Consider the following 24,734-nt stretch of genomic DNA (forward strand, 5'->3'; position numbering starts at 1 on the left):
AGCGGGACGTAATGAGGCGGCCCATGTCTGGTCACCGCCTCGAATATCTAGGTCCACTCAGCCTGCAACAGAGGCCTCGAAGGTGCTGTCGATGGTTTCTGCCAGAATGCGATCGAATTCGGCATCGTCTTGTTGCACCGAAAGCCCCTCGGTCAATGCACGCGAAAAACTGGCGATGACGCCGCTATTTTGCGCCAGCCGGTTATTGGCTTCGGTCCGGCTGTACCCGCCTGACAGTGCCACAACGCGCATGACGCGCGGATGGTCCACCAGCGGTTTGTAAAGATTGGTGGTTTCCGGCAGAGTCAATTTCAGCATCACTTCAACGTCATCCGACAGAGCGTTGAGATGTTTCAGGGTTTCTTCAAGAACAATATCCTCGGCAGCGGCTTTGTCGGAAATGCTGATGGTCACCTCGGGTTCGATGATCGGCACCAGACCGTGGGCGAGAATTTGCTGCCCCACCTCGAATTGCTGCGCCACAACCGCGGCGATTCCGGTCGGGTTGGCCGCATCGATCACCGAACGCATCTTGGTGCCGAAAATTCCGGCCTTGGCCGCCCGTTCCAGCAATGCGTCCAGATCGCCCATGTCTTTCATCAAGCGGACACCGTCGAGATCGTCCATCAGCCCCTTGTCCACTTTGAGGAAGGGTACAACGCCGCGATCTTCCCACAGATAGGTGGCGGTGGGCTGCCCATCGACCTGCCGGTCCATGGTGTTTTCAAACAGGATCGCACCAAGCACCTTGTCGCCCTTGAAGGCGGGCGATTTCATGATCCGTGTGCGCATCTCGTGAACCAGATCGAACATTGCCGAGTCGCTGTCATAGGCGGTCTCGGGAATGCCATAGAGACCCAGCGCCTTGGGGGTTGATCCACCGCTTTGATCCAACGCCGCGACAAACCCGTCGCCACTGCGCATCTGTTCAGCCTGTTTTTGGTTCATTGTCCTGTTCCCCTTGATCATTCGCATTACAAAGGGCGGATGCCCTGTCCGCCCATCTGCATAAGCAAGCCGCGCCCGCCATGCAACGAGTTAGCTCGCGCAGCTCTTACCCAGCGCGGCGATACCGGGCAGGGCCTTGCCTTCCATCCATTCCAGAAAGGCGCCGCCAGCCGCCGAGACATAGCTGAAATCTCCGGTCACTCCGGCTTGGTTGAGTGCCGCGACAGTATCGCCCCCACCGGCCACCGAAACCAACGCCCCGGCGCGGGTGCGTTCAGCGACCTTCCGCGCGGCGGTGGTGGTGGCCGCGTCAAAAGGAGTGATTTCGAAGGCCCCCAGCGGGCCGTTCCAGATCATGGTTTTCGCCTGGTCGAGAACGTCGCCGATCCGCGCCACGGTGTTCGGTCCAGCATCCAGAATCATCGCGTCGGACGGGCATTGGTCGACTGCTACCGTCTGGCTGGCCGCCCCGGCCTTGAACTCACGCGCCACCACGACATCGTCAGGCAGCAACACCTTGCACCCAGTTTCGCCGGCTTTGTCCAAAATCGCGGCGGCGGTGTCAGTCATGTCTTGCTCGAGGAGTGATGTTCCCACGTTGAATCCTTGCGCCGCAAGAAACGTATTGGCCATGGCCCCGCCGATGATCAAATGATCGACATGTTCCACGAGGTTGGACAGAAGATCCAGCTTCGTCGATACTTTCGCGCCGCCAACCAGGGCCGCAAGCGGGCGTTCAGGCTGACCGAGGGCAGCGTCCAGCGCGCCAAGCTCGGCCTCCATCAGACGCCCCCCGCAAGAAGGCAGCAATTGCGCCACGCCTTCGGTCGAGGCATGGGCGCGGTGCGAACAGGAAAACGCATCGTTGCAATAGACTTCGCCCAGTTCGGCAAACTCCGCTGCCAGCTTAGCATCGTTGGTTACTTCACCGGGCTGAAAGCGGGTGTTTTCCAACAGCACCACCTGATCTTTCTGCTGGGCCGCCACAGCGGCCTGCGCCGCCGGTCCGCGGCAGTCGGCGCAGAACATCACCGGCCTACCCACGGCAGCCGCCAGCGGCTCGGCCAGCGGGCGCAGTGACATATCGGGGTCATGGGTGCCCTTGGGGCGTCCGAAATGCGACAGCAGCACCGGCTTGCCACCGGCGTCCAATATGTCGCGGATCGTCGGTACGATGCGCTGGATGCGGGTATCGTCGCTGACCGTGCCATTTTCCAGCGGCACGTTTAGATCGACGCGCACCAGAACCGTCTTGTCAGCAAGGGGCATCTCATCCAGCGTTTTCCAGTCCATCGTAATCTCCTGCACGGTCCGAACGGCGCGGTTCTTCCCTTATTCGACACAATCGTCAATGCCCGACTTGGCAATCCGGTCCTGCATCTTTAGTAAACTGTCAACGCCGATATGACAGGAGAGTCCGATGGCTGAAATCAAAGACCCGGAAAACACCATTCTTATGGAGCTGAAAGACGGCACCGTTGTGATCGAACTGCTGCCCGATGTCGCACCCAAACATGTCGAACGGATGAAGCAGTTGGCCCGTGCCGGTGCCTATGACAACGTCGCGTTCCACCGCGTTATCGACGGTTTCATGGCGCAGACCGGCGACGTCCAGCACGCCAATATGGAAAAGGATTACAATCCCGGGCGTGCAGGCACCGGCGGTTCCGAACATCCTGATGTTCCGGCAGAATTCTCGAAACTGCCCCATGACCGCGGAACGCTGGGCGCGGCGCGCTCGGCCAATCCGGATTCAGCCAATTCGCAATTTTTCATCAATTTCAAGGACAACCATTTCCTGAACGGACAATACACGGTTTATGGCCGCGTGCTTGAAGGCATGGAACATGTTGACGCAATCGCCAAGGGCGAACCGCCGGCAAATCCAGACCGGATGATCAGCGTCAAGGTGGCCGCGGATGCGTAAACTGGCGCTGCTTTTCGCGGTTCTGGCCAGTCCGGGCTTGGCGACGGGCATTTCGATCGAGGTCGCGGGTGAGGGGGCCAATGGCACCGTCACCATCGACCTGTTTGAAGATGTCGCCCCCGACCATGTCGCCCAAATTACCGAGCTGGCCGAGACGGGTGTCTATGATGGAGTCGTCTTTCACCGTGTAATCGAGGGTTTCATGGCCCAGACAGGTGATGTGCAATTCGGCAAAAAGGGCGGTGATATGCGCCGCGCTGGCACCGGAAAATCAGACCGTCCGGATCTGAAGGCTGAATTCTCCGAGATCCCGTTCGAGCGCGGTGTGGTCGGAATGGCCCGCAGTCAGGACCCGGATAGTGCCAACAGCCAGTTTTTCATCATGTTCGACGAAGGTGCGTTTCTGAACGGTCAATATACCGTGGTCGGGCGCGTTACCGATGGCATGGATGTGGTGGACGCTATCAAGCGCGGTGATGGCCCCAACGGCGCGGTCATCGGCGAACCGGACCGGATGGAACGCGTTACGGTCATCGAGTGAACGGCATCATTTAACAGCGGCAGCCTTTGGCGAAAGCGGCGGGCACTGCCGTGAAAATGAAAGCCGCCGCCCCGGTTCCCGGAGTGGCGGCTTAAATCTACCCAATCCCTGTTCAGGAAACGTCTTTACGCGGCGGGTTTGCGGTCTCGGAGCCGCTCACCTGCTGGTATTGCGGGCGCGCTGGAGTGCGACCGGCGCTCAAAGGGTCATCCTGCCGTTGCACTGACCCTTCGAAATGCGCGCCGCTTTCGATTGCGATGGTCTTGTGAATAATGTCACCCTCGACCCGCGCAGTGGAGGTCAGACGTACTTTGAGGCCGCGTACGCGCCCTACGATGCGGCCATTGATCACCACGTCATCGGCGGTGACTTCGCCCTTAATGGTTGCGCTTTCGCCAACAGTGAGCAGATGCGCACGGATATCGCCCTCGACCGTACCTTCAACCTGTATGTCGCCCGATGTCTTGATGTTGCCGGTGATGTTAAGATCAGAGGACAACGTCGAGGCGGGCGGTTTGCTTTTGGGCGCGGCAAGCTTGTGGTCAGCCTGTGCCTGATCCGAAGATGGGGTCGAGAGGGGCGCGGTCGGCTTGCCCGTTTCGGGCGATTTCGGGCCGGGATCCTGAATTTTACTCTTAGAAAACATCTCGTGCAGCCTTGATATAGGTCATGGGGTTAACGGGTTTGCCATTCACGTGCACCTCATAGTGGAGATGAGTGCCGGTAGACCGTCCAGTGCTACCCATATCAGCAATATGATCCCCGCGCGAGACCCTTTGACCGGTCTTCACATGGATGCGCGATGCATGAGCATAAAGCGTTTCAGTGCCGAAAGCGTGCTTGATCTTGACCATCTTGCCATAGCCGCTGGCCCGTCCGGCCTTGGTGACGACCCCGTCGGCAGTGGCGTGAATAGGGGTGCCATGGGCGGCGGCGAAATCGGTTCCGTTATGAGTGCGCCGCCCGCCGGTAAAAGGATCGCGGCGGATGCCGAACGGGCTGGTCAGGCGGAACGGGGACAGCACCGGCTGGGCGAAGGGGGCTTTTTCAGCAGCGATGCGATACATGTTCAACTCGTCCATCCGGTTCAGGATCGAATTGGCCCGCAGCTCATCAGCGGCCGGTTGGCCGTCAGCGCGGGTCGATATCGCTAAAGGGGTCAGCGGACCGCCCTGACCGCTATATCCGCTTCGGACCTGTTTCAGGATGGAATCGGTTGACAGGCCGGCCTTGCGGAACATCTTGTCCAGCGGCTCGACCGAGATCGCCACGGCTTCTTCCAACTGCTGAAAGATGTGGTCGTTGCGTTCGTGCATCAGCTTGATTTCGCGTTCCAGTTCTTGCGCGCTGACCAGAGCAGTTTGCGCATCGGCCTCGATCCGATCGCGCTCTTGTGCGGTGCGGGCCAGGGCTTCGGCCATGAAGCCCATCGGCACCGGGCCGTTATCAGCTGCGGCCAAAGTGGTCTCTGAACCGTTGGCCTTTTCCTGCAGTTCGGCCAGCGCGAGACGTGCACTTTCACGATCCTTCATCACGGTGCGCAGGGTGGTCTGGATCACCTCGATCCCGGTTTCCAACTCGCGTCGGCGGGTTTCCGAGGCCAGCAATTCCGATTGCATCGACGACACCCGAGCGAGTGCGCTATTGAATCGCTCCTGCGCGGCCAGAGCTTCTTCGGCACGGGCGTCGCGTTCGCGCGACAAGTCATTCAGACGCTGCTGATAGGAAAATTGGTCGCGCTGGGCCTGTTCTCGAAAGTTGCCCGCGCTGATGTAGTCCATCAACAGGATTGCCGTGGCCAGGATCGCCCACGCCATAACGGCCGAACCCGCTAGAAATGTGAAAAGCTGCGTTTCTGGCTTCAGCCGGATGAATCGCGTGTCGGTTTCGGACTTCAAAAATAGGCGGCGTTCTGGAAACCTCCGCTCAATCAGGTTGTGAATTTTGATTGCCAGACGTGACCGCAAGACTTAGATCCCTCGTTTGGATTTATTATCGGGATCGCGCGCCAGCGGGGCGTCCCTTGTTTTGGAGGTGCTTAAACAGCGTTCTCGATCTGGGCAAGAAACTTGTCCTATGTCGCTCTGGCGCTGCACAAATCGGCATAAAATTGCCGATAGCGCCCTCTGGTGGCGAATTTGCGGAAGCTGTGGCTAAAAAGCCTCTGAATGCCTCGCCAAGAACAGGCTCTAAGCGGGCTTGGCAAAGGTCGGGAAGCCCGAGGAGAGAGGCTGTCGCATGAGTCTTGTGATAGAAGCCCGGGGTGTCGTTGGGTAGGGCAACAGGCGTACTGAGCTCGAAATATCCGTCCGCGCGCTTATATATTATTCAAAGCACGCCCATCCCGCGTTCAGTTGTGGGGGCAGTGCGCAGGGTCGGGAAGGGTTCCATCCCGAAAACGCGGGTGAAGCCCCGGTATGACATGATCAGGATCACGATATTCTTGCTGGCCTGCCTGTTCGCCTTTGGCCCTGCCAGCGGATCGGCAGATGTCGAGCGCGAACAGGCTGCGATGTCAGGACAGGGGAGCGGAACCGTCATCGTGCTTGATGTGATCGGTCCGATCGGGCCAGCCACCAGCGAGTATCTGCGGCAGGGTTTTGCCGCTGCCGATGACGCGGAGGCCATTGTTGTGCAAATCGACACACCGGGCGGCCTGGTGCAATCCATGCGTGAGATCGTCCTGATGTTTCTCGCCTCACCGGTGCCGGTCATCACTTACGTGGCCCCCGGCGGCGCGCGGGCGGCAAGTGCTGGCACCTATATGGTTTATGGCAGTCATCTGGCTGCGATGGCCCCCGGAACCAATATCGGGGCCGCGACGCCGGTGCGGATGGGGGGCGCGCCGCAGCCGCTGGACGAGGAGGAAGATGCAGACGAAGAACAGCCCGCGCCGACCGATGCCATGACTGCCAAGAGCGTCAACGACGCGGTTGCCTATATTCGCGCCCTTGCCGACTTGCAGGGGCGCAATGCCGACTGGGCAGAGGCTGCGGTGCGCAAGGCGGCGAGCCTTTCCGCCAATGCGGCGCTGGAACGCGACGTGATCGAGATTATTGCGCCTGATCTCGACACTCTTCTGACCAAGGCAGACGGTCGCCGTGTCAACCTTGGCGGAAAGCAGGTAACATTGCGAACCGCTGGTCTGGAGGTCGTCAAGGTGCCGCCAGACTGGCGTGTTAAACTGATCGGGATTCTGGCGAACCCGACCTTTGCCTACCTGCTGATGTTGATCGGAATTTATGGAGTTCTCTTTGAAGTGATCAATCCGGGGGCGCTGCTTCCCGGTGTTATCGGTGGCATTTCCTTGATCCTGGCATTGTTTGCGCTGAACATGCTGCCAATCAATGCTGCCGGTGCGGGGCTGGTGCTGCTGGGGATCGTCTTGATGACCGCCGAGGCCTTCGCGCCCTCATTTGGGGTGCTGGGGATCGGTGGCATACTTGCTTTTGGGCTGGGGTCAGTCTTCATGTTTGAGGAAGTGCCGGGATTCCACCTCTCGCCCGGCGTCATCATCACGGCCACAGTGGCGAGCGGGGTGCTTTTGGTCGTGGTGCTTGCCGCTGCGCTGCGCGCGCATCGCCGCCGTGTGGTCAGCGGCGATTTGGCGATGATCGGTACTACGGGCACGGTTTTATCCTGGTCTGGCCAAAACGGCACGGTTCTCGTGCATGGTGAACGCTGGCAAGCGCGCGGTACCGTCCCCGCCGCAAAGGGTGCCCGCGTGCGTGTCACCGCGCGCGACGGTCTTACGCTCCGCGTCGAACCTGCGCCTTCCCCAACCGCGAAGGAGACTTGAATGTTACCCGTCAATTTAATCGCCTACGGCCTGATTGCCATCTTGGTCATCGCTTTCTTGGCGTCGATGGTCCGGATCCTGCGCGAATACGAGCGCGGGGTCGTTTTCACCCTTGGCCGCTTCACCGGCGTCAAGGGGCCGGGGTTCATCATTCTGATTCCCTTCGTGCAACAGATGGTGCGGGTCGATTTGCGCACCATCGTTTTGGACGTGCCCAGCCAAGACGTGATCAGCCGCGACAACGTATCGGTCAAGGTCAATGCGGTGCTTTACTTTCGCGTCATCGATCCGGAGCGTGCAGTGATCCAAGTCGAGGAGTTCCGCGACGCAACCAGCCAGTTGGCGCAGACGACGCTGCGTTCGGTGCTGGGCAAACATGAACTGGACGAGATGCTGGCCGAACGCGACAAGCTCAATGATGATCTTCAAAGCATTCTCGACTCGCAGACCGACGCTTGGGGGATCAAGGTCGCCAATGTCGAGATCAAACATGTGGATATCGACGAAAGCATGGTCCGTGCCATCGCTCGTCAGGCTGAGGCCGAGCGCAACCGCCGCGCCCGTATCATCAACTCGGAAGGGGAGGAGCAGGCCGCTGAAAAGCTGGTCGAGGCCGCCGAGAAACTGGCCCGCGTACCCGAGGCGATGCAACTGCGTTACTTGTCGACACTATATGATATCTCGTCGGACAAGTCCTCGACCATTGTCTTTCCAATGCCGGTGAACCTGTTTCAAGAACTGGCCAGACAAGCCGCGCCACCTGCCAAGACGGACTCCACGCCGGAGCAGACGTAAAAATGGCGAATATTAGGAACCGCGTGCAGGCGCGGCCTCATGCCGAAAGCGCTCATCCGGTCGAGGTCCGGGCGCTTGCGCCAAGCGACCTGCCTGCGGCGGCGGCGGTCCTGACCGTGGGGATGGCTGACAACCCGTTGCATATCCGTGTGTTCGGCAGCAATCCTAAGGCTCGGCGGCGGCGCCTGTCGCGGTTTCTTGTGCCCTTGATTGCGTATGTTCAGGCTAACGGGCAGGTTTTGGGGGCCTATGAACAGGGGGATCTGGTCGGTGTGTTGGGGATGATCGCGCCGGGGCGTTGCCGCCCAGGACTGCGTGACCGGCTGCGTTTTGCCGGCGCCTTCGCGGTCGGTATGTCGCCCTTCGTCCTCTGGCGTTTGCGGCGCTGGTTGGCACTCTGGGCGCGTCACGATCCCGACACGCCGCATTGGCATCTTGGCCCGCTGGCGGTGCTACCCGCCCGGCAACGGCGCGGTATCGGGCGGCAATTAGTGATGCATTGTTGTGCGCAGTTGGACACTCTCGGTGCCAACGCCTGGCTGGAAACCGATCTTGAAATCAACGTGACATTCTACCGGACGTTTGGCTTTGCCGAGGTCGGGCAGGACCATGTGCTTAACGTGCCAGCTTGGTTCATGCACCGTTCGCCACGCGAGAGGGCTTGCTAAACGGACGGTCGCAAAGGCCGGCTCTTGGTGCGGGTGGTCGGACTCGAACCGACACTCCTTGCGGAAAGGGTGTTTGAGACCCTCGCGTCTACCATTCCGCCACACCCGCACATCTTCGGCGTTGCCAAAGCCTTGATCGCAATCCAATCGGTTCACGCAAGGTGCCCCTTTGGTATGCAATTTTTATTTCTTAACGTCACCGTCGCCCAAGGTCCACACCGATTCCCAACATAAATGCAATTGCCTCTCGCGGTTGACCTGCCGTGCTGCGCGTGGTTCTTGCCTTTCACAGGGCTTCAGGGACGAATTCATGCTGCACCGCCTTTATGACAGGACCATGCGTCTTGCCGATCATCCTCAGGCTCTCTGGTGGCTGGCGCTTGTGGCCTTTGTTGAAAGCTCGGTATTTCCGATTCCGCCAGATGTACTGATGATTCCAATGATATTGGCACGTCCATCGCGTGCTTGGCTGATCGCGGCCGTCGCGCTGGGCGCGTCGGTTTTGGGCGGCTTGTTGGGTTACGGTATCGGCGCGCTTGCCTTCGAGGGAATCGGCCAGCCCATTTTGGCAACAATGGGCAAGGCCGACGCGATGGCGGAATTCAATACGCGGTTTAATGATTTCGGCTTCTGGGCGGTTCTGATGGCTGGCGTCACGCCGTTTCCCTATAAAGTGATCACCATCATGTCCGGCTGGACCAGCATGCCGCTGGCGACCTTCATAACAACATCGGTTCTGGCCCGAGCCTTGCGATTCTTTGCCGTCGCGGCTCTGTTGCGCGTGTTTGGTGCGCCGGTGCGCGGGTTCATCGAACGACGGCTCGGCTTGGTGTTTTCAGCTTTTGTCGCGTTACTAATCGGCGGCTTCGTTGTCGTGCGTTACTTGTGACCCGTAATGCGCTGATTCTGATCGCTGCCGGTGGCTCTGCGGGCATGTTGTTGGGCGCGTTCGCGTTTCAATTTATCGGTGGACTGGCCCCCTGCACCATGTGCGTCTGGCAGCGTTGGCCGCATGCGGCGGCAATTGCAATTGCGGCTCTGGTAATGGTCATACCGGGGCGTCTGCTTCCTGCGGCTGGAGCGTTGGCAACACTCTGCACTGCGGCCATCGGGGCTTATCACACCGGAATTGAGCGTGGCTGGTGGTCTGGGCCCTCGGCTTGCAGCTCTGGACCGATCAGCGGCCTAAGCGCCGACGAACTCATGGCGCAGATTATGCAAGCACCGCTTGCGCGCTGTGATGAAGTCCCGTGGGAATTGCTCGGCCTCTCTATGGCGAGCTGGAACACTTTAATTTCTCTCGGGCTTACGCTGGTCTGGTGCGTGGCGCTGGTGAAGACAAAACCGGCGCACTGACCATACCGTCAGACTGACTAATGTCGGCCCTGGCGCAATGCGCTTTTGCTCCAAACAGAGAAATCGCGTAAAATAATGACAATCACGAAACCCGATGTGATTGGAAAGCAATAAATTGCACCCCATGTTATTATAGAGGAGTGGCAAAGAGCCATACGCGGCAGGAGAGGGGCCGTTATAGCGTAGAGGAGCCGGTATGAAGATTTTCGAGCAGTTTGCCGAGGAATATGGACGCACCAAGCTCGTTGAGATGACCTTGCAGGATTACCTTCTGGGATGCCAGGAGGACGCGGCGATGCGAGCGACCGCCGCGGAAAGGATGGTCAACGCGATTGGTGAGCCGGAGTTGATCGATACAAGCCAGGATCAACGGCTCAGTCGGATCTTTCTCAATCGTACAATCAAGCGGTACAAACCTTTCGAAGACCTGTTCGGGATCGAGGAAACGATCGAACGTGTCGTCGGGTTCTTTCGCCATGCCAGCCAAGGTCTGGAAGAGCGTAAACAGATTCTTTACCTGCTTGGCCCGGTCGGGGGCGGGAAATCGACCCTTGCCGAAACGCTCAAACGTCTCATGGAACAAGAGCCGATCTATGTGCTGAAGGCGGGCGACGAAATCAGCCCGATCTTCGAATCGCCCCTTGGCTTGTTTGACCGCGCCCAAATGGGGGACCTGCTGGAAAGCAAATACAACATTCCCCAGCGGTTGCTAAACGGCCTGATCTCGCCTTGGGCCGTCAAGCGGCTGGCTGAACTTGACGGTGATATCTCAAAATTCTCGGTGGTGCGGCTTTACCCGTCACGGCTGCGCCAGATCGGCATCGCCAAAACCGAGCCGGGGGATGAGAACAATCAGGACATTTCAACCCTTGTGGGCAAGCTGGACATTCGCAAGCTTGAGGATTTCAGCCAGAATGATCCTGATGCTTACAGCTATTCCGGGGCGTTGAACCGCACGACGCAGGGGATGATGGAATTCGTCGAGATGTTCAAAGCGCCAATCAAGGTGCTGCATCCGCTGCTGACCGCGACCCAGGAGGGCTCTTATACCGGCACCGAAAATATCGGGGCCTTCCCCTATCAGGGGGTTATCGTCGCCCACTCGAACGAAGCCGAGTGGCAACAATTCAAGAGCAATCGCAACAACGAAGCGTTCCTCGACCGGATCAGCGTGGTCAAGGTGCCCTATTGTTTGCGGGCCAGCGAAGAGACACAGATTTATGAGAAGCTGCTGCGGGAAAGCAGCCTGACCGAAGCGCCCTGCGCCCCCGAGACGCTTGAAATGCTGGGTCGCTTCAGTGTGCTCACGCGGTTGAAAGAGCATGAGAATTCACCGCTTTACTCCAAGCTGCGCGTCTATGACGGTGAAACGCTGAAAGACACCGACCCCAAGGCGCGCTCGGTGCAGGAATATCGCGATGTTGCCGGTGTGGATGAAGGTATGACCGGCATTTCCACCCGGTTCGCGTTCAAGGTGCTGTCCGAGACCTTCAATCATGACACCGAAGAAATCTCGGCCGATCCGGTGCATTTGCTCTATGTGCTCGAACAGTCGGTAAGGCGCGAACAGTTCCCGGATGACGTCGAGAGCAGCTATCTATCTTTCATGAAGGATGAGCTTGCCCCGCGCTATACTGAGTTCATCGGCCATGAGATCCAGAAAGCCTATCTGGAATCCTATTCCGATTATGGTCAAAACCTGTTCGATCGCTACATCGCCTATGCCGATGCTTGGATCGAGGATCAGGATTACAAGGATGTAGACACCGGCCAGTTGTTCGACCGCAAGATCCTTGAGCAGGAGATGGAGAAGATCGAGAAACCCGCAGAAATCTCAAACCCCAAGGATTTCCGCAATGAAGTCGTCAAGTTCGTGCTGCGCGCACGGGCGGAAAACCGTGGCCGCAATCCCGACTGGCGCAAATATGAAAAGCTGCGCCGGGTGATCGAAAAGCGGATGTTTGGACAGGTTCAGGATCTATTGCCGGTGATCAGTTTCGGGGCCAAACGCGACAAGGAAACCGAGGCGAAACACGACGAGTTCATCGATCGAATGACGGCCCGCGGCTACACGCCCCGACAGGTTCGTCGCCTGGTCGAATGGTACATGCGTGTCAACAAGGCAGGATGACAGCAGGGAGTAGTAAAAGCACATGGGCCATTTTATTGACCGCAGGTTAAACCCAAAAGGCAAAAGTCTTGGGAACAGGCGGCGGTTCATCGGCCGGGTCCGGGCAAGCGTCAAGAAATCGGTTGATGAAAGTGTGCGTCGGCGCGGGATCGCCGATGTAGATCAGAGCGAACAGGTTTCCGTGCCCGCCAAAGGTATTTCTGAGCCAAGTTTCCGCCATGCAGCCCAAGGCGGAAAGCGGCAGGCGGTTCTTAGCGGCAACCGGACCTTCCGCGCCGGCGATAAAATCCAGAAGCCCCCCGGTGGCGCGGGGAAGGGCCGGGGCCGCGAAGGCTCTGCCGATGGCGAGGGGGAGGACGAATTCCTGTTCATGCTGTCGCGAGACGAGTTTCTCGATATTTTCTTTGAAGATCTCGAACTGCCGGATCTGGTCAAGCTCAGCCTCAAGGAAATCGCGGCCGCACGGCCACAGCGGATGGGCTATACCGTGGCCGGTACCCCCGCCAATCTCAGTGTCGAGCGCACGATGCGCAATGCCATCGGACGGCGGATCGCGCTGCGGCGCCCGAAAACCCGTGAAACGCAAGCGCTGGAACAGCAAATCCGGGAACTGGAAGCCCGCGTCCCCGCTGACGAAGCGGAGCCGCCGGAACTGATCAAGCTGCGCGAAGAATTGGACAAGGCGCAGCGGCGGCAGCGTCGGATACCTTTCGTTGATCCATTGGATGTGCGGTATCGTTATTTTGAGATGCAACCGGAACCTGCAGCCAATGCGGTGATGTTCTGCCTGATGGACGTGTCTGCCTCCATGGGCGAGCGCGAAAAGGATCTGGCCAAACGGTTCTTTGTGCTTCTGCACCTGTTCCTCAAGCAGCGTTACGACAAAATCGAAGTGGTCTTCATCCGCCACACCCAAGTGGCAAGCGAGGTGGACGAAGAAACGTTTTTTCATTCCCGAGAAAGCGGCGGCACGGTGGTCAGCAGTGCCTTGAACGAAATGAAAGCCATTATCGATGCCCGATATCCGCCATCCGAGTGGAACATCTATGCGGCCCAGGCATCGGACGGCGAAAACTATCGCGGTGACTCAGCGACCTGCGCCGCTCGTCTCAAGGAATCATTGATGCCGCTTTGTCAGTATTTCGCCTATATTGAGATCCTGGAAGAAAACGAGATCGGCCTGATGCAAAGTGACGACAATGGCATGGAGCTTTGGCGCGCATATCGCGGCGTAGCGGATGATTGGCCGAATTTCGCGATGAAACGAATCGCCAGTCCGGCCCATATATACCCGGTATTTCGCGAATTATTCGTACGGAAAGGAGGGCTGGTGGCCGATGTCTAAGCGCTCGGGAACCGTCGCGCCGCTTTTTGAAGGGGCAGAGTGGAATTTCGACACCATCCAGCGTGTTTATGGTGCTATTGAGCAAGTGGCGCTGGGTGATCTCGGGCTGGATGTGTACACCAACCAGATCGAGATCATTTCGTCTCAACAAATGCTTGATGCGTATTCCTCGAACGGGATGCCGCTGATGTATCGCCATTGGTCCTTCGGCAAGCATTTCATGCGAGACGAGCAATTGTATCGCAAGGGCGCCCGCGGGCTGGCCTACGAGATCGTCATCAACTCGGACCCTTGCATTAGCTATTGCATGGAAGACAACACCATGGCGTTGCAGGCGCTGGTGATCGCCCATGCCGCCTTTGGTCACAACCATTTTTTCAAGAACAATCATCTGTTCCAGCAATGGACCGATGCTCCCGGTATCCTTGATTATCTCGATTACGCCCGCGGGTTCATTGCGCGATGCGAAGAACGATACGGAGAACGCGAGGTCGAGCAGCTTCTTGATGCGGCGCACTCGCTCATGCAGTCCAGCGTCTTTCGGCATCGTCGCCCGCCATCACCGTCGCTGCGCGAAGAGCGCGACCGGGAGCGCGAACGCCTCTTGGATGCCGAGCGTGCGGTCCATTATCTTTGGGATAGGTTCGACCGCAGCGGGCCGGCCAGCCAGACAGATGCGGCAGCGCAAGAGCGTAAACGCGAAATGGATCTGCCCGAAGAAAACCTGCTGTATTTCCTTGAACGCCACAGCCCAGTCTTACAACCATGGCAGCGCGAAATCCTGCGGATCGTGCGCAACATTGCCCAGTATTTCTATCCCCAGCGTCAAACCAAAGTGATGAACGAAGGCTGCGCCTGTTTTGTCCATTACTATATCATGAACCAATTGCACGCCACGGGGCAGCTAAGCGATGGCGCGATGCTCGAGATATTGCACAATCATAGCAACGTGCTGACCCAGCCCGATTTTGACGATCCGCGGTCAGCGGGACTCAATCCCTATGCGTTGGGTTTCGCGATGATGCAGGATATCAGACGCGTCTGCGAGGCCCCGACCGAGGAGGATCACGAGTGGTTTCCTGATATCGCCGGCGCCCGCGACTGGCGCGGCGTCTTAAAAGATGCCTGGGCAAATTACCGCGACGAAAGTTTCGTGCAGCAATTCCTCGGCCCCGAGGTGATGCGCCGGTTCCGCCTGTTTGCCTTGAGCGATGATTCGGTGGACCCGTTTCATACCGTCAGTGCAATCCATGATGAACGCGGCTATCACGAGATCCGCGATGTATTCGCGCACAGTCTGGATGTCTCGGTTTCAGATCCCGACATTCAGGTCATCGACGTCGACCTGTTGGGAGATCGCCGTCTGCGGCTGCGTCATAACCGACGTAACGGTGTTCCGCTTGATCCCGAGACGCGCGACGCCACGCTGGCGAATGTGCGACGTTGCTGGGGCTACGATGTCGTGCTGACAGAAACCGGGTAGCGCAGGAGAATACCGCCGTTGTATTGGGCCTGCTTGCGGCGTTCTTCAGCCCAATTTGGCGTGTACCTCGTCGAGGTCGATTTCGCCTATCGGTAGCCGGTTGGCGGGATTATGGAAATCGTATCTGAACAATTCAAAATCCTGTTTGAAGATCTCATAGACCAGATGCATCGACAGATCGTCAAAATAATCCTCGACCGGATGCGCCCGTTTTGGTCCGTGGCCTTCGCTTTCGTTGAACCGCGGTATCTGGCTCAAGTCCACCGCATGGGGTGTTGCGATCTCTTTCAACACATCTGACATGCCGTCATTGAACTTTTCTGTCCAGATGATCCTGTCATATGTGCCGCCATTGACAACGAACGTGCCGACATGGCCAGACATGGCCGACCAGTGAATATCGGGGTCCATGGGGCGGCGCCAGCGGATGGTGTCGCGTGCAAACAGCAAAAACCGGCGAAACGATCGGATCTGGTCGAACGGTTCGCGCCCGTCGTGGCCTCCGACGTCGATGCCGTATTCGTAGGTCAGCATCGGCACCAGATTGCCGCGATAGCGCTTGCCATTCCGTTGAATCCCGCAAATTTTGTCGAAAAATGATGACAGGATGCGGGTGTAAGGGTTGCGCACGCAGGTAAACGCATAGCTTCCGCGGTCATATACATTGCGCGAGATCACGTCCTGGCTGTGTTCAAATGCCCATTTGTGCAGGCCAGTTTCGGCATCGTGAATGTCGCCGTCATAAAACTGCCCGTGGTCGGAATAGTACATGATCTGTCCGATCGTCGAACAGGCGCATTTGGGCACGACACGATAAAGGACGCTTTCGCTTTCGGTCATCCAGATGCCGGGAAATGCCATGTGGTCGTCTCCTAAAAGCGGTGTAACCACCAACCTGCAAGGTTCGATTTCTTGAAAAGGCGGACAAACCGGTTTGGTCCATTTTGATCACGTCTTTTGTAAGTCGAGAAAGAATTGTTTATCAGTTCGATAGTGTGTTTTTTTAATCAATGTGACCGTATTACGATGGCCAAAATTGCGTATATCCTCCTTTGTCACAAGGACCCCAAAGCGATCGTTCAGCAGGCCCAGCAACTGACGGCAGCTGGGGATTGCATCGCAATCCACTTCGACGCCCGCGCCGATATGTGCGATTATCGCCAGATCCGTGATTCTTTGGCCGACAATCCCAATGTCGCCTTTGTGCGCCGACGGATCAAGTGCGGTTGGGGGGAATGGTCGCTGGTACAGGCCACATTGCTGGCGATAGAAGCCGCAGTCGATGCGTATCCGTGCGCCACGCATTTCTATCTGATGTCCGGCGATTGCATGGCGATCAAGACGGCAGAATATGTCCATGCATTTCTCGATGGCACCGACGCTGACTTCATTGAAAGCCATGATTTTTTTGAGAGCGAGTGGATCAAGACCGGTCTCAAGGAAGAGCGGCTGATATATCGCCACTTCCTGAACGAGCGACGACACAAGCGCCTATTTTACGCCTCCGTCGCATTCCAGAAGAAACTTGGGCTCCAGCGTCATTTACCCCCTGACATTCAGGTGCAGATCGGTAGCCAGTGGTGGTGTCTGCGCCGCACTACGATCGAGAAAATTCTAGAAATGACCCGGCAACGTGCCGATTTAATGCGGTTTTGTCGTACAAGCTGGATTCCGGACGAAACCTTCTTCCAGACCTTGGTGCGCCATCTCGTCCCCGAGACGGAAATCCGCAACCGTACGCTGACCTTCTTGATGTTTTCAGACTATGGCATACCGGTCACCTTTTACAACGATCACTATGATCTGCTGCTGGCCCAGGATTATTTATTTGCCCGCAAGATCAGCCCCGAAGCGCATGATCTTAAGGCGCGGTTGGGCAGCCTTTACGCAGCAAAGGGCGTCCAGTTTCAGATTTCGAACGAGGGGGCCAACCTGTTTCAGTTTCTGACCGAGCGTGGCCGGAGCGGTCGACGCTTTGCCAGGCGGTTCTGGGAAACCGAAAGCTCACTGGGGCGCGAGCGTGAGCTGATGATTGTGGCGTGCAAGAAATGGCACGTCGCGAAACGCCTTGTCGCCGGTATCCGCCAGAAAACAAACTTGCCGGCTGTCGAGTACTTATTCAATGAAGAGGAAACCCCGCTGCCGGATCTGGGCGGGATCCAGAGCACGCTAATAAAACGCGCCCGTCACAAGCGGGCACTGATTCGCATGCTGTTTGATTATTACGATACCGATCGTTTGATTATTTGCGCGGATCCAAGCGAACTTGGCCTGATGCATGATTTCTTTTCAGACCGCTCGGTGACGCGCCTGCTGGAAATTGAATGCCAGTTCACCGACACTGATCTGATTGGCCATGCGCGCCGGGTCGGGCTGTATGGCGAGCAGAGCGGCAGCGAAGCGCTTGTGCGCCTGCTCCCGGCGATCCGTAATGAGATCATGGATGAAAGCGACCGTATCCGCGATGCCGGTTTTCCCAACTACCAACGCATGCGAGAAACAGCGACCCCCGAAGAAAACGCAAGGCAGCTCTCCAAGTTTCTGACACTGTCCCACTTTGACGCACTGGCGATCGCACGCATTGAACATCTCTTCGCTGACTGAGATGTTAGCCCGTATCCAAGAAGAACCTTGCGGGGTTTGTGCGCATCACTTGCTGAGCGACAACAGCCCGCCCGGCTGGCGCTGGATTTTCCCATCGATTTCCAGATCGACCAACGTCGGGCCGACACGTCCAGCAGGCATCGCCAGATCGCGGATCAGTTGATCTTCGGCGACAGGCGAGGGGCCGAGACGTGATAGGATTTGCTGGTGCAGTGCTGCAGTTTCGCGCAGGCTGCGTTTTCGAGATGGCGGTGGCGGTGGAGCGGTGACGGTGGCCGCGCAGTCTCGCAGATCACGCTGCGCCGGGGCCGAAGCGGGCAGGGCGGCGATCACATCGGCCGCATTGCGCACCAATTGTGCGCCGTCGCGAATCAACATGTTGCAGCCGGCAGCACGCGCGTCGAAGGGATGGCCCGGAACTGCCAAAACGTCGCGCCCCTGATCTAGCGCATCCCGCGCGGTGATCAGGCTGCCGGATTTAGCGGCTGCCTCAACCACGATGACGGCCTGCGAAACGCCTGATATGATTCGATTGCGGCGCGGAAAGTGGCGCGCTTGCGGTGCCATGCCCATCGGTTGTTCCGATAGGAGCAGCCCATTGCGTGCAATATCGTGGGTCAGCTTGGTATTTTCAGCCGGATAGAACGTGTCGACACCCCCTGCCAGAACCGCCACGGTGCCGGTTTGCAACGCCGCCAGATGCGCCGCCGTGTCGATCCCGCGCGCCAGGCCGGACACCACCAAAAAACCTTGTTCACCCAGTTCTTGGGCAAGGCTGCGCGCCATCCGGGTGCCTAAGGACGAGGCATTGCGCGCACCGACCAGCGCCAGCATCGGGCGCGAAAGCAGCGCCGAATCGCCAATCGCCCACATTAGCGGCGGCGCATCGGCTATTTCGGCCAGCATTGGCGGATAATGTTGGTCACCAAGGCACAACAGCTGCGCACCGGCCGACTTGGCGGCGCTGAGTTCGGCGTGGATGATGCCCGGTGGGCAGGCTTCATAGCCCTCGACCCCGGCGGCGCGCGCAACCTCGGGCAATGCGACCAAAGCGGCTTGCGCGGTTCCATGCTCGGCCAGCAGACGCTGGAAGGTTGCCACCCCCACACGGCGCGAACGCAACAGGCGGAGCCAAGAAAACCGATCCTCTTCCGTGGTGGGTGAGAGTTGGGGGTGAGTGGAAGAAGATTGCTCCTCGGTCATCCGACGCTCCGCCTGATTGCCGCATCGGTTTAATCCCAAGAAGGTTAACGGAAGGTAAATCCGCCAGAGGTCTTCGGCGCGGTCGCCCCGAGGGCAGGGGCAGGCGTGCTCAGGAAGTGGAAGATCCGCCAACTGTCAGACCGTCGATCAGCACGGTTGGCTGGCCCACACCGACCGGCACCCATTGCCCCGCCTTGCCACAATTGCCCATGCCGGGATCCAGCGCCATATCGTTGCCAAGGGCGCGGATCCGGTGCAGCGCGGTGGCGCCGTCGCCGATCAGCGTTGCACCCTTAACCGGAGCCCCAATCTTGCCGTTTTTTACGCGATAGGCCTCGGTACAGGAGAAGACGAATTTGCCATTGGTGATATCGACCTGCCCGCCACCGAATCCGACAGCCCAGATGCCGTCTTTTATATCAGCCACCAAAGCCGCCGGATCGGCGTCGCCGCCCAGCATATAGGTGTTGGTCATGCGCGGCATTGGCGGGTGAGCATAGCTTTGGCGTCGGCCGTTGCCGGTGGGCTGCACCCCCATCAACCGGGCATTCTGACGGTCCTGCATAAAGCCGACCAACACACCGTCTTCGATCAGCACATTGCGCGCCGATGGGGTGCCCTCGTCATCGAAAGTCAGTGAACCGCGTCTGTCGGGAATCGTGCCGTCATCCAGTATCGTGACGCCGCGCGCCGCGACCTGCTGGCCCATCAATCCGGCGAATGCACTTGATCCTTTGCGGTTGAAATCGCCCTCAAGACCATGGCCGACCGCTTCGTGCAGCAAGATACCGGGCCATCCGGGGCCAAGCGCGACCTCCATGACACCGGCAGGGGCGGGTTCCGCGTCCACGTTCACCAAGGCAATGCGCAATGCTTCGCGGGCCTTGTCCTGCCAGCTGGCGGGGTCGATCAGCCCATCCAGTCCGACCCGCCCGCCACCGCCCGCCGAGCCGCTTTCGCGGCGCCCGTCCTGCTCGACGATCACCGACACGTTGACGCGGCTCATGGGGCGCACATCGCGCAGATGCACGCCGTCGGGGCGCAGAATCTCAACCTCCTGAAGCGAAGCCGCTAAAGTTGCGGAAACCTGCACCACACGTGGGTCCAGATCGCGCGCAAAGGCATCAATTTCCCGGAGGGTCTCGATCTTGACCGGAAAGGCGATACCGTCGATCGGGTCGGCGTCACCATAAAGATGACGGTTGGTGGCACGTGGCGCATCGGCCCAAGTGCCGCCGCCTTCGCCAACGGCCAGCCGCGCAGTTTCGGCGGCACGTCGCAATGAGGCCATGCTGACGTCAGTGGAATGGGCGTAGCCGGAGACCTCGCCGCGCACCGCGCGTAACCCAAACCCTTCAGCGGCATCATAACTGGCGGTCCGCAAGCGCCCGTCGTCAAAAACAAGCGCCTCGGAACGCTGCCGTTCCGCAAAGATTTCACCGTCGTCGGCCCCATCGGTTGCGCCGCGCAACACGGTCAGAGCGTCGTCCAGAGGAAGGTCAGCGTCAAAGGGGCGAAAGAGTGAGTCGGACATGGAAAAATCCTCAGAATTTGATTTAAATCAAAAAAACGCCTGCGAGACGCCATCAGAAGTCTTTATCTGACACGCAGAACATGATTATCATCAGCACGAATGACAACGGGGGGGTCACGTTTTGTGATTACGCCCAATTCGGCACGAGACCAATGCGATTAACCGATCAGGACACAAAATGAAGCACGCTTTGACGATTTCTGGGCTTTTCGCTGCCCTCTCCGCCCTGCCTGCTATGGCTCAGGGCACTCTGGAAACCATTGGTAAGCCGGTGCAGGGAGGGCTTAATTTCCAGCCTGCGGTGTCTGAGGTTGCCCATGATCAGCAGTGGTTGGATTGGATGATTCTGGTGATCATCGCAGCAATCTGCCTTCTTGTGACCGTCTTGCTGCTTTATGTGATCGTTCGTTATAATCGCCGTGCCAATCCAACGCCGGCGCGTTTCACCCATCATACGCCTATAGAGATCGCCTGGACGGTGATTCCCATTATCATCCTGATTTTCATCGGTGCGTTCTCGCTTCCGGTGCTGTTCAAGCAGCAGGAAATCCCCAAGGCCGATATCACAATCAAGGCGATCGGCAACCAATGGTATTGGAGCTATGAATATGTCGATCACGATTTCGGCTTCGATAGTTTCATGATTGGGCTGGGCTCCAAAGTGTTGACCGACGACGTGGCGGCCGAGTTGGAAGAGGCCGGATACAGTCGGGACGAGTTTCTGCTGGCAACCGACACCGCAGTGGTCGTTCCGGTTGACAAGACAATCGTCGTGCAGGTCACTGGCTCAGATGTGATCCACAGCTGGTTCGTACCATCCTTCGGCGTCAAGCAGGACGCGGTGCCCGGGCGTCTGGCAGAGCTATGGTTCGCGGCTGAGAAGGAAGGCATCTATTTCGGCCAGTGCTCCGAACTCTGCGGCAAGGATCACGCCTATATGCCGATCACCGTCAAGGTCGTTAGCCAAGAGGAATATGACACATGGCTGGACGACGCGATCGAAGAATATGCCGGCGTGCCACGCAATTTCGACATGGCTGCAAATTGATCACCGAGTGGCGCGGCCGGTCCACGCCGCGCTTCTTTAGGGAATAGAAATGTCCGACGTCAGCTATAATTCAGGCACCAGCGAAAACGAGGCCCAGTTCGGCGATTTCATCGAACTGCTCAAGCCGCGTGTGATGTCGCTGGTGGTGTTTACGGCTTTTGTGGGGCTGATTGCCGCTCCGGTGCCGGTGCATCCGCTGATCGGTTTTTGCGCGATTCTATTCATCGCTTTGGGCGGGGGCGCGTCGGGTGCGCTGAATATGTGGTGGGACGCCGATATCGACCGGATCATGCGCCGCACGCGCAAACGTCCGATCCCCGCCGGCAAGATCAGCAAAGAAGACACAATGGCGCTGGGGTGTGCGCTGGCAGGCATGTCGGTGATGATGCTGTGCTTGGCCACCAACCTCATGGCCGGGGCGATGCTGGCCTTTACAATTTTCTTTTATGTCGTCGTTTACTCGATGTGGCTGAAACGCGCGACACCACAGAACATTGTTATCGGCGGTGCCGCCGGAGCCTTTCCGCCGGTGATCGGCTGGCTGGCCGCGACCGGGTCGATGGCGGTGGAGCCTTGGCTGATGTTCGCATTGGTTTTCATGTGGACGCCGCCGCATTTCTGGGCATTGGCGCTATTCATGCGCAATGATTATGATGATGCAGGGGTGCCGATGCTGACGGTGACCCATGGTCGGCCAACAACGCGGCGCCACATTCTGGGCTACACGATTGTGCTGGCTTTGCTCGCAGTTGGGGCAGCATTTACCGAAATAGGCGGTCCAATCTATCTCGTGGTTGCGGTGGTCATGAACCTCGCATTCTTGCTCGGAGCTTGGCGGATATGGCGCCGCGACGAGGTGATGGCCGAGGCGGATAACTACGCCGCCGAACGTGGTTTTTTCAAGCTGTCCTTGCTGTACCTTTTCCTGCATTTCCTCGCCATTTTAGCCGAGGCATTGTTGAAGCCCTTGGGGCTGGGTGGCTGGGCATGAGTTTTAAAAAGGCCACGCATGAGTTGCATCACCGCCGCTTGGGCCGCAATGTAGGCTTGGCATTGGTTCTGATCGCGTTCATCGGGATCGTATTTGGATTGACGGTGGTGAAAGTCACCAGCGGTGCGTTTGAATCGCCAAGCGTGCAGCAAGAGGGGGGGTAACGATGCAGGGCTCGCAGAAAACCCTAATCGGGCTTGTCGGGGTGGTGCTGTTTATGGGCGGCATGGCGTGGGCTGCGGTGCCGTTCTACGATTGGTTTTGCCGCGTTACCGGTTTTTCAGGGACTACGAACATTGCCGAGGCGAGTTCAGCCACAGTTCTGGATAAGACCATCAATGTTCGCTTTGACGGCACACTGGACCGTGACATGCCGTGGACCTTCAAGCCGGTAGAGCGGGAAATGGAATTGCGCATCGGGGAAACCGGATTGGCCTTTTACGAGGCTTACAATCCGACCGACCGACCCGTCGCCGGTTCGGCGAGTTATAACGTTTTCCCCTATGAGGCGGGCGGGTTTTTCACCAAGATCGATTGTTTCTGCTTTGAACAGCAGGTGTTACAACCGGGAGAGCGGGTGCAGATGCCAGTGACTTTCTATGTCGATCCGGAAATCACCACCGACCGGAACGCCAAATACGTGCATTCAATCACGCTATCTTACACATTCTACGAGATTGACCTACCCGAGGGCTATGCGGCCCTTGATGAAAACCAAGAAAAACTGTGAAGCAAGAGCGCCGCAAGGTGAGGGACAACTAATATGGCACATGCGAAGACTCACGACTACCACATTCTGACACCGTCGATCTGGCCGCTGATCGGCGCGATTTCGGGGTTCGCCCTGTTGGCGGGCGGCGTTCTGTGGATGCATTCAATCACGCCTTGGGTGTTCTGGGCCGGCTTTGTCGGCGTGCTGTACACTATGTTTGCCTGGTGGGTAGAGGTGGTGCAGGAAAGCCGGATCGGTGATCACACCCCGGTTGTGCGGATCGGCCTGCGCTATGGCGTGATTTTGTTCATCACCTCTGAAGTGATGTTCTTTTTCGCTTGGTTCTGGTCGTTCTTCAAACATGCAATTTACCCGATGCAGGATTATGTAGGGACCGAGTATGTCCAGCCGGAAATCTTTGCGGTCGATGCCTTTCACCTGCCATTGATAAACACCATATTGCTGTTGCTCTCGGGCTGTGCCGTAACTTGGGCACACCACGCTTTGGTGCATGGCAACAACCGCCGCGACCTGATCACCGGATTGGCGCTTTCAATTGCTCTGGGTGTCGCCTTTACCGGGTTTCAGGCCTATGAATATCGCGAATTGCTGCTGCATCACGATTGGACCTTTGGCGGCGACCAGTACTATTCGAACTTCTTCATGCTGACCGGATTTCACGGATTTCACGTGATTATCGGCACCATCTTCTTGGCCGTCTGCCTTGTGCGGGCGTTACAGGGTGATTTCACTCAAGAGCATCACGTGGGCTTCGAGGCAGCCGCCTGGTATTGGCATTTCGTTGATGTGGTCTGGCTGTTCCTGTTCTTCGCCGTCTATGTCTGGGGCAACGCGGTGATGTTGTAACCTGCACCCCAGGTGCGATTGCGGTTGAAAAACTGCTACCATACCGTAACACACAGGCGCGCGGAGCTCCGCGCGCCTGTGCTTTCACCAGACCGGTTTATACATGCGCCGCATCCTCTTCTTGCTTGTTTTCGGCATCGCCGGAACCGCCACCCTGATCGGGTTGGGTGTCTGGCAGATGAACCGGTTGGCATGGAAGCACAGCGTCCTCACCGAGATCGATCGCCGCATCGCCGCAGACCCGGTCACGCTGCCGGTCAATCCTGATCCCGAGGCTGATAAATATATGCCGGTTCAGGTCACGGGTCGCGTCGGCAGTGAAGAACTGCACGTGCTGGTGTCGATCAAGCATGTTGGCCCGGGATACCGATTGATCGCGCCGTTTGTGACCGATGAGGGGCGGCGCATTCTGCTGGATCGCGGCTTTGTTCCATCCGATGAAAAGGACGCGCCGCGCAACCATGGTGCGATGACGGTCACCGGCAATCTCCACTGGCCGCAAGAGAGCGACAGTTATACACCCGAGACAGAGTTCGACACCAATATCTGGTATGCCCGCGATGTCCCGGCAATGGCGGCCGCGCTCGAGACCGAGCCTGTAATGCTGGTCGCGCGTAATTCGACTGGGCCGGCGGTGACAGCGCTTCCAGTGGACACGCGCGGTATACCGAACGATCACTTGCAATATGCCATAACCTGGTTTTCGCTGGCCCTGATCTGGGTTGCGATGACCGCCTCATTCCTGTGGCGCACCCGCGCCCGCAAGACAGGCTGAAAAGACG

At 58.1% G+C, this 24,734-nt stretch carries 24 protein-coding genes and 1 tRNA gene; 17 read left to right on the top strand and 8 right to left on the bottom strand.

The window, feature by feature from the left end; all coding sequences use genetic code 11:
• Window positions 1–57 precede the first annotated feature (57 nt).
• Both JAO82_RS03410 and JAO82_RS03415 read right to left on the bottom strand, forming a co-directional pair.
• Window positions 58–948, bottom strand: a complete 891-nt coding sequence (locus JAO82_RS03410; protein ID WP_198684944.1) for a fructose bisphosphate aldolase — start codon at window positions 946–948, stop codon at window positions 58–60.
• A 90-nt stretch (window positions 949–1,038) separates the two neighbouring features.
• Window positions 1,039–2,241, bottom strand: coding sequence for a phosphoglycerate kinase (locus JAO82_RS03415; RefSeq protein WP_198684945.1), 1,203 nt, complete (start codon window positions 2,239–2,241; stop codon window positions 1,039–1,041).
• A gap of 127 nt (window positions 2,242–2,368) precedes the next feature.
• Between JAO82_RS03415 and JAO82_RS03420 the strand changes: the two genes are divergently transcribed.
• Together JAO82_RS03420 and JAO82_RS03425 are read left to right on the top strand one after the other, a co-directional pair.
• Window positions 2,369–2,875: a peptidylprolyl isomerase gene (locus JAO82_RS03420; RefSeq protein WP_198684946.1), complete on the top strand. Its 507-nt coding sequence runs from the start codon at window positions 2,369–2,371 to the stop codon at window positions 2,873–2,875.
• Window positions 2,868–3,416: a peptidylprolyl isomerase gene (locus JAO82_RS03425; protein ID WP_198684947.1), complete on the top strand. Its 549-nt coding sequence runs from the start codon at window positions 2,868–2,870 to the stop codon at window positions 3,414–3,416. Before JAO82_RS03420 ends, JAO82_RS03425 begins: the two co-directional genes overlap by 8 nt.
• A gap of 112 nt (window positions 3,417–3,528) precedes the next feature.
• Here JAO82_RS03425 and JAO82_RS03430 read toward each other — a convergent pair whose 3' ends face one another.
• Window positions 3,529–4,062, bottom strand: coding sequence for a bactofilin family protein (locus JAO82_RS03430; RefSeq protein WP_198684948.1), 534 nt, complete (start codon window positions 4,060–4,062; stop codon window positions 3,529–3,531).
• Window positions 4,052–5,383: a M23 family metallopeptidase gene (locus tag JAO82_RS03435; protein WP_198684949.1), complete on the bottom strand. Its 1,332-nt coding sequence runs from the start codon at window positions 5,381–5,383 to the stop codon at window positions 4,052–4,054. The genes JAO82_RS03430 and JAO82_RS03435 overlap by 11 nt, the downstream gene beginning before the upstream one ends.
• A 455-nt stretch (window positions 5,384–5,838) precedes the next feature.
• Between JAO82_RS03435 and JAO82_RS03440 the strand changes: the two genes are divergently transcribed.
• The 3 genes from JAO82_RS03440 to JAO82_RS03450 are packed head-to-tail and all read left to right on the top strand — an operon-like array spanning window position 5,839 to window position 8,678.
• Window positions 5,839–7,215 carry an NfeD family protein gene (locus JAO82_RS03440; protein WP_198684950.1) on the top strand — a complete coding sequence of 459 codons (1,377 nt, stop codon included), beginning with the start codon at window positions 5,839–5,841 and terminating at the stop codon, window positions 7,213–7,215.
• A complete protein-coding gene (locus JAO82_RS03445) occupies window positions 7,216–8,010 on the top strand; it encodes a slipin family protein (RefSeq protein ID WP_198684951.1) in 795 nt (264 codons plus the stop codon).
• A 2-nt stretch (window positions 8,011–8,012) separates the two neighbouring features.
• On the top strand, window positions 8,013–8,678 hold the full coding sequence (locus JAO82_RS03450) for a GNAT family N-acetyltransferase (RefSeq protein WP_198684952.1): 666 nt from the start codon (window positions 8,013–8,015) through the stop codon (window positions 8,676–8,678).
• Window positions 8,679–8,703: 25 nt separating this feature from the next.
• Here JAO82_RS03450 and JAO82_RS03455 read toward each other — a convergent pair.
• A tRNA-Leu gene (locus JAO82_RS03455) sits at window positions 8,704–8,787 on the bottom strand.
• Between the two features lie 201 nt (window positions 8,788–8,988).
• Here JAO82_RS03455 and JAO82_RS03460 point away from each other — a divergent pair.
• From JAO82_RS03460 to JAO82_RS03480, 5 genes are all read left to right on the top strand, one after another.
• A complete protein-coding gene (locus JAO82_RS03460; protein WP_198684953.1) occupies window positions 8,989–9,567 on the top strand; it encodes a YqaA family protein in 579 nt (192 codons plus the stop codon).
• Window positions 9,564–10,034, top strand: coding sequence for a disulfide bond formation protein B (locus tag JAO82_RS03465; RefSeq protein ID WP_198684954.1), 471 nt, complete (start codon window positions 9,564–9,566; stop codon window positions 10,032–10,034). Before JAO82_RS03460 ends, JAO82_RS03465 begins: the two co-directional genes overlap by 4 nt.
• A gap of 196 nt (window positions 10,035–10,230) precedes the next feature.
• Complete coding sequence (locus JAO82_RS03470) at window positions 10,231–12,165, top strand: PrkA family serine protein kinase (RefSeq protein WP_198684955.1); 1,935 nt, start codon at window positions 10,231–10,233, stop codon at window positions 12,163–12,165.
• Between the two features lie 22 nt (window positions 12,166–12,187).
• A complete protein-coding gene (locus JAO82_RS03475; protein ID WP_198684956.1) occupies window positions 12,188–13,510 on the top strand; it encodes a YeaH/YhbH family protein in 1,323 nt (440 codons plus the stop codon).
• Entirely contained in the window at window positions 13,503–14,993 is a 1,491-nt protein-coding gene (locus JAO82_RS03480; RefSeq protein WP_198684957.1) for a SpoVR family protein, read from the top strand. Before JAO82_RS03475 ends, JAO82_RS03480 begins: the two co-directional genes overlap by 8 nt.
• Before the next feature lie 45 nt (window positions 14,994–15,038).
• Here JAO82_RS03480 and JAO82_RS03485 read toward each other — a convergent pair whose 3' ends face one another.
• Window positions 15,039–15,854 (bottom strand): sulfotransferase family protein, encoded by an 816-nt coding sequence (locus JAO82_RS03485; RefSeq protein ID WP_198684958.1) that lies wholly within the window; start codon window positions 15,852–15,854, stop codon window positions 15,039–15,041.
• Window positions 15,855–16,019: 165 nt separating this feature from the next.
• On the opposite strand from JAO82_RS03485, the gene JAO82_RS03490 reads away from it, so the two are divergent.
• Entirely contained in the window at window positions 16,020–17,597 is a 1,578-nt protein-coding gene (locus JAO82_RS03490) for a DUF5928 domain-containing protein (RefSeq protein ID WP_198684959.1), read from the top strand.
• A gap of 45 nt (window positions 17,598–17,642) precedes the next feature.
• On the opposite strand, the gene dprA is transcribed toward JAO82_RS03490, so the two are convergent.
• Both dprA and tldD read right to left on the bottom strand, forming a co-directional pair.
• Window positions 17,643–18,800, bottom strand: a complete 1,158-nt coding sequence (gene dprA / locus JAO82_RS03495; RefSeq protein WP_198684960.1) for a DNA-processing protein DprA — start codon at window positions 18,798–18,800, stop codon at window positions 17,643–17,645.
• Between the two features lie 109 nt (window positions 18,801–18,909).
• The gene (tldD, locus tag JAO82_RS03500) at window positions 18,910–20,334 is read right to left on the bottom strand and encodes a metalloprotease TldD (protein ID WP_198684961.1); all 1,425 of its coding nucleotides are present in this window, start codon (window positions 20,332–20,334) and stop codon (window positions 18,910–18,912) included.
• 178 nt (window positions 20,335–20,512) lie between these two features.
• On the opposite strand from tldD, the gene coxB reads away from it, so the two are divergent.
• The 6 genes from coxB to JAO82_RS03530 all read left to right on the top strand — a co-directional run bounded on the left by coxB (window position 20,513) and on the right by JAO82_RS03530 (window position 24,727).
• On the top strand, window positions 20,513–21,382 hold the full coding sequence (coxB, locus tag JAO82_RS03505) for a cytochrome c oxidase subunit II (RefSeq protein WP_198684962.1): 870 nt from the start codon (window positions 20,513–20,515) through the stop codon (window positions 21,380–21,382).
• A 49-nt stretch (window positions 21,383–21,431) separates the two neighbouring features.
• Complete coding sequence (gene cyoE, locus JAO82_RS03510; protein ID WP_198684963.1) at window positions 21,432–22,373, top strand: heme o synthase; 942 nt, start codon at window positions 21,432–21,434, stop codon at window positions 22,371–22,373.
• A complete protein-coding gene (locus JAO82_RS03515) occupies window positions 22,370–22,537 on the top strand; it encodes a hypothetical protein (RefSeq protein ID WP_198684964.1) in 168 nt (55 codons plus the stop codon). Before cyoE ends, JAO82_RS03515 begins: the two co-directional genes overlap by 4 nt.
• Before the next feature lie 2 nt (window positions 22,538–22,539).
• Window positions 22,540–23,103 (top strand): cytochrome c oxidase assembly protein, encoded by a 564-nt coding sequence (locus JAO82_RS03520; protein ID WP_198684965.1) that lies wholly within the window; start codon window positions 22,540–22,542, stop codon window positions 23,101–23,103.
• A 33-nt stretch (window positions 23,104–23,136) separates the two neighbouring features.
• A complete protein-coding gene (locus tag JAO82_RS03525) occupies window positions 23,137–23,952 on the top strand; it encodes a cytochrome c oxidase subunit 3 (RefSeq protein ID WP_198684966.1) in 816 nt (271 codons plus the stop codon).
• Window positions 23,953–24,055: 103 nt separating this feature from the next.
• Window positions 24,056–24,727 carry an SURF1 family protein gene (locus JAO82_RS03530; protein ID WP_198684967.1) on the top strand — a complete coding sequence of 224 codons (672 nt, stop codon included), beginning with the start codon at window positions 24,056–24,058 and terminating at the stop codon, window positions 24,725–24,727.
• The last annotated feature ends 7 nt before the right edge of the window (window positions 24,728–24,734 follow it).

This window comes from Pontibaca salina (genome assembly GCF_016307205.1).
GTDB classification, from domain to species: domain Bacteria; phylum Pseudomonadota; class Alphaproteobacteria; order Rhodobacterales; family Rhodobacteraceae; genus Pontibaca; species Pontibaca salina.